The sequence below is a fragment of the Streptomyces sp. CA2R106 genome, assembly GCF_037034245.1.
In the GTDB taxonomy this organism is placed as follows: Bacteria; Actinomycetota; Actinomycetes; order Streptomycetales; family Streptomycetaceae; genus Actinacidiphila.
This window is the reverse complement of the sequence record NZ_JBAGKC010000073.1, coordinates 1-4,989: the sequence shown is the minus strand read 5'-3', so window position 1 is coordinate 4,989 and position 4,989 is coordinate 1. Positions and strand designations below refer to the sequence as shown.

Sequence of the window (4,989 nt, the reverse complement as noted above, 5' to 3'; positions counted from 1 at the left end):
CGCGGCCTGGACCCCCGCCGACGGCAGATTCCCCGCTCCGGCGACCGGCTTCGGCCAGTAGCGCTGACGCTGGAACGCATACGTCGGCAAGGCCACCCTCCGGGCCACGCCCTCCCCACCGTTCACGGCAGCCCAGTCCACATCGGTGCCAGCAACGTAGGCGCCGGCCAGCGCGAGCAGCGCAGCCTCAGGCTCGTCGTGGTCGGCGCGCAGCACCGGGACCCAGGTCCCGGTGTCCGGGACGGCCATCGCCGACAGTGAGCCCACCGGGCCCAGCTCGGCGAAGACCCCGGCGCCCTGGGCGCGCAGCGACTCGATCGCGTCGTGGTAACGGACTGTGTCCCGCACGTGCGCCACCCAGTAGGCCGGGTTGGTCACGTCCGCGCCCGGGGTCCCCGTCACCAGCGGTACCCGGGGCGCGCTGAACGCCACCCCGTCGAGGACCCGCCCGAACTCCTCCAGCATCGGGTCCATCTGCGGCGAGTGGAACGCGTGACTGACCCGCAGCCGGCGGGCCCGCCCGCCGGCCTCTCGCCAGGCCCGGGACAGCTCGTCGACCGCAGGCGCGTCGCCGGAAATCACCGTCTGCCGCGGACCGTTCACCGCCGCAACTGCCACGTCGGCACGCCCCGCGACCAGCTCCGCGACCTGCTCGCGCGAGGCGTCCAACGCCGCCATCGCCCCGCCCGCGGGCAGCTGCTGCATCAGTCGGCCCCGTGCCTCCACCACCGCGCACGCGTCGGCCAGGTCCCACACCCCGGCCACATGCGCGGCTGCCAGCTCGCCGACTGAATGCCCCGCTACCCACTGCGGCGCCACGCCCCACGACGACCACAACCGGAACAGGGCCACCTGCACCGCGAACAGGCCCGTCTGCGCGTACAACGTCTGGTCCAGGGTCTCTCCGCCAGCCGCGATCACCTCCCGCAGCGGGCGGGGCAGCAGCCCGTCCATATGGGCGCACACCTCGTCGAACGCGTCCGCGAACACCGGGTACGCCGCCCGCAGCCCCAGTCCCATCCCGCCCCGCTGACTGCCCTGCCCCGAGAACACCATCGCGACCCGGCCGTCGCCGGCGGTCCCGGTCACCACACCGGGCTCTTCTCGCCTCACGGCAGCCGCAGACAGGGCCTCCAGCAACTGGCCACGGTCCCGGCCGACCACCGCAAGTCGTTGGGGGAACGCCGTGGTCCGCGTCATCGCCAGGGAGAACGCCACATCCCTGGCCACGACCTCCGGGCGAGCGTCGACGAACTCCGCCAGCCGACCCGCCTGTGCAGCCAACGCCGCATCGGACCGTGCCGACATCACCCACGCCACCGGACCACCGGGCTCCGGCTCCGGCTCCGGCTCCGGCTCCGGCTCCGAGACGGGCCCCTCCCCCTCCAGGGCCTGTCCGTCGTCGGCAGATACGTCCAGGACAGGGGCCTGCTGCTCGGGCTGTTCGAGGATGAGGTGGACGTTGGTGCCGCTGATCCCGAAGGCCGACACACCCGCACGCCGCGGACCAGAACCCGCCGGCCACTCGCGAGGCGCGGTCAGTAGCTCGACTGCTCCGGCCGACCAGTCGACGTGGGAGGACGGGGCGTCGACGTGCAGGGTCTGCGGCAGTATTCCGTGGCTCATCGCCTGCACCATCTTGATCACACCCGCGACACCGGCAGCCGCCTGGGTGTGACCGATGTTCGACTTCACCGACCCCAGCAACAACGGCCGGCCCTCCGGCCGACCCTGCCCATACGTCGCCAGCAGTGCCTGTGCCTCGATCGGATCACCCAACGCCGTACCAGTGCCGTGCGCCTCCACCACGTCAACGTCACCGGCCTTCAAGCCCGCACTGGCCAACGCGGCCCGGATCACCCGCTGCTGGGAGGGACCGTTCGGCGCCGACAGACCATTGCTCGCCCCATCCTGGTTGATCGCGCTACCGGCCACCACCGCCAGCACCCGATGCCCACGCGCGCGAGCGTCCGACAACCGCTCCAACACCACCACACCGACACCCTCACCCCACCCGGTGCCGTCAGCTGCCTCCGCGAACGGCTTACACCGCCCATCGCTGGCCAATCCCCGCTGCCGCGCAAACTCCGCGAACGTCCCAGGCGAAGCCATCACCGTGACACCACCGGCCAACGCGATCCCACACTCACCCGACCGCAACGCCTGCGCCGCCAGATGAATCGCCGTCAACGACGACGAACACGCCGTATCAATCGAAACCGCGGGCCCCTGCAACCCCAGCGCATACGCCACCCGACCCGACGCCACACTCGCCGTCGTCCCCGTCAGCCCGTAACCGCCCGCACCGTCCTGCTCCCCGACGCGGTAGCCGGAGGTGATGATGCCGGCGTAGACGCCTGTGTCGGTCCCTTTTAGCGAACCCGGGGCTATGCCCGCGTCCTCCAACGCCTCCCAGCACGTCTCCAGCAGCACCCGCTGCTGCGGATCCATCCCCAACGCCTCACGCGGACTGATCCCGAAGAACTCCGCATCGAAATCACCCGCACCGTCCAGGAAACCGCCCACCCGGGCGTAACCCGCATCCCCGTCACCGGCATCCGGGTCCGGCAGGCCGGCCACGTCCCAGCCGCGGTTCGCCGGGAACCCCGACATCGCATCGGTCCCTCCCGCAACCAACCGCCAGAAACCTTCCGGATCCTCCACCCCACCCGGGAACCGACAACCCATCCCGACAATCGCCACCGGCTCATCCGTGCCGGCCCGCGGCGTCGGCACAGCGCTCTCCCCAGGGACCCCGTCAGCCCCGTCAGCCCCGTCGACCCCGCACGCCTCGGCGACCAGGTGCCGGGCGAGTTCCAGTGGGACGGGGTAGTCGAAGGCCAGGGTGGCGGGCAGGCTCAATCCGGTCTCGGCCGCGAGCCGGTTGCGGAGCTCCAGCGCGGTCAGCGAGTCGATGCCCATCTCGCGGAAGGCCCGCTGGGGATCGATGTCCTCGGGTCGGGCATGGCCCAGGACAACCGCCGCGGCGGCCCGAACAATCTGCAGCACTTCCTGCTCACGCTCGACGGGAGAGAGCACGGCCAACCGGGCCGCCAAGCCAATGGCACCCGCGTCCGCGGCCACGGCTGCCGCCGGGCGGCCGGATACATCACCAGCAGCCAAGCCACGCAGCAGCGGGGGCAGCGGTCGTCCCGGGCGTGACAGTGCTGTCAGGTCGAGGCGGGTCGGGACCGCCAACGGTGCGCCCCACGCGGTAGCGGCCTCGAACAGCGCCAAACCCTGGACGGTCGTCATCGGCTCGATGCCGCCACGCCGCAGGCGGGACAGGCCCGCGCCCTCCAGCTGTTCGGTCATCTCCGAGGTCTGTTCCCACAGGCCCCACGCCAGCGACTGACCGGCAAGGTGACGTTCCCGGCGGTAGACGGCCAGGGCGTCCAGGAACGCGTTCGCCGCGGCGTAGCTGCCTTGTCCCGCGCTGCCCATGACCGCCGCAGCCGAGGAGTACAGCACGAACCCGGCCAGTCCCATGTCCTCGGTCAGCTCGTGCAGGTTCCAGGCCGCGTCAGCCTTCGCCGACAGCACCGGTGCCATCCGCTGCGGTGTCAACGACTCCACGGTGGCGTCGTCGATCACGCCGGCTGCGTGCACCACCGCCGTCAACGGACGGTCGACCGCAATCTTGGCCAGGACCGAGGCGAGGGCATCCCGGTCGGCGGCATCGCCGGCCACCACCCGCACCTCCGCGCCCAGCTCGGCCAACTCCGCAACCAGGCCAGCCGCGCCCGGTGCCGCCGGGCCACGCCGCGACAGCAATACCACATGCCGCATGCCACGAACGGTGACCAGGTGCCGGGCCAGTTCCCCGCCCAGGGTCCCCGTCCCGCCGGTGATCAGGACGGTGCCGTTTGGGTCCCACTGGGCGGGGACGTTCAGCACGACCTTGCCGATGTGCCGGGCAGCTTGCAGATGACGCAATGCCCCGACCGCCTGCGACAGCTCGAAACACGTCACCGGCGGCGGCTTCAATATCCCGGCCTCGAACATCGCCCCGAGCTCCGCGAGCATCTCCGCGATCCGCGGCACACCGGCATCCATCAGGTCGAAGGCCCGATAGATCACCCCGGGGTATGTCTGGGCGACCTGCTCGGCATCACGGATGTCGGTCTTGCCCATCTCGACGAACCGCCCACCACGCGGCAGCAACCGCAACGAGGCATCCGTGAACTCTCCCGCCAGAGCATTGACGACGACGTCCATGCCCGCACCACCGGTCACGGCCAGAAACCGCTCACAAAACGCCAGATCCCGCGTCGACGCGATGTGGGTGTCCTCCACGCCCATTGCCCGCAATGCGGCCTGCTTCGCCGGGCTGGCGGTCGCGAAGACCTCAAGCCCCCATTCCTGGGCCAACTGCACCGCAGCCGTGCCCACCCCGCCGGTCCCGGCATGGATCAACACCCGCTGACCCGGGCGGGCCTGGGCCAAGTCCCGCAACGCATAAAACGCCGTCAAGAACCCCACCGGCGCCGCAGCAGCCTGCTGGAACGACCAACCCCGCGGCACCGCAGTCACCAGGCGGCTGTCGACGACCCCGACCGGGCCCCACCCTGGCACCAAACCCATCACCGACTGACCCACCGCCAGGCCGGTGACTCCCGGACCGGTCCCCAGCACGACCCCAGCCCCCTCCCCTCCCATGACTCGACCGTCGGCAACCATTCCCAGGCCGGCAACCACATCGCGGAAGTTCACACCCGCCGCCCGCAGGCCCACCCGGACCTGCCCCGGCAACAACGCCACACCTGCTTCGGGAGCATCGACCACCGCCGCACTGCCCAGATCACCCGGCTCGGCGACATCGACTCGCCAGCCCGAACCAGCGGGAAGCGCCAGATCCCCGGACGCACCCACCCGGACCAGCCGACGCCCGAACACCGCCACGGTCCCGCCGTCAGTAGTAGCGGGACGGATGCGGACCTCAGGCTCATCAGCACCCAAGGCCAAGGCCAGTACGGTGTCCACGTCAAC

The 4,989-nt window shown here is 71.1% G+C and carries 1 protein-coding gene; it reads right to left on the bottom strand.

The genetic code is table 11. The annotated features are described in order from the left end of the window. Positions 1–4,902 (bottom strand): type I polyketide synthase (locus WA788_RS34955; protein ID WP_335984407.1); only part of this gene is annotated, 4,902 nt, incomplete at its 3' end. Positions 4,903–4,989 lie beyond the last annotated feature (87 nt).